The organism is Klebsiella sp. C239, from assembly GCF_048822715.1.
GTDB lineage: Bacteria > Pseudomonadota > Gammaproteobacteria > Enterobacterales > Enterobacteriaceae > Klebsiella > Klebsiella quasipneumoniae.
This window is the reverse complement of the sequence record NZ_JBMEZK010000052.1, coordinates 1-613: the sequence shown is the minus strand read 5'-3', so window position 1 is coordinate 613 and position 613 is coordinate 1. Positions and strand designations below refer to the sequence as shown.

Below are 613 nucleotides of genomic sequence, written 5' to 3'. Positions count from 1 at the left end.
ACAATGTGCGTAATGACCCCCCTGACCTCCAACCCGTCCTCATCGTCATCAGGTATAGCCCTGAAGTTATCCAGCTTATCGAGTTCCTGGAGACACCGCTTGGGGTGTAGTCGCAATCGCATGATCCTGAATTCTTGTTCCAGGACACAGAGCACCAAAGACCCGTCAACGGGCGTGCCCCCAAAATCTACTATGAGCAGCGCACCAGGCTTTATCCCTTCCCGGAAAGAGTAGGTATCACTTCGAAAAAAGAATACTCCCGGCGCTCCTGTATTACAGTGCTGATCGAGTGACAGCCTGTTTTCCTGGTAGTCGGTTGCTGGCGATGGAAAACCCATTTTTAACGGCCTCCGTTGGGGTTAAAAAGCATGAATGTCCGGTTCTCTCCTTCCTGAGTGGAAATGTCTTTAAAAACGGTCACGTAGGTTTCAATCCACTGATTTGCTTGGCGACAACTCCAGTGAAAATTAATCAGCGCAAGCTGGCTGACAAAGGCTTCTGTCGTAACTGTCTGACGACCGTTCGGCTCACGCTTAATGCTCGCACGCCAGGCTGAGTCAATTTCATAGTGTCTAGGCATGAAAAACCTCCGATCAATATAGCTGTATGCATA

Annotated in this window: 2 protein-coding genes; both read right to left on the bottom strand. The window is 49.4% G+C overall.

Annotated features, from left to right (window positions below):
* Positions 1–338: S24 family peptidase (locus ACOI6Z_RS27525; RefSeq protein WP_032428144.1), on the bottom strand; the 338-nt coding region annotated here is incomplete at its 3' end.
* 2 nt (positions 339–340) lie between these two features.
* Positions 341–580, bottom strand: coding sequence for a hypothetical protein (locus ACOI6Z_RS27520; protein WP_001549892.1), 240 nt, complete (start codon positions 578–580; stop codon positions 341–343).
* Positions 581–613 lie beyond the last annotated feature (33 nt).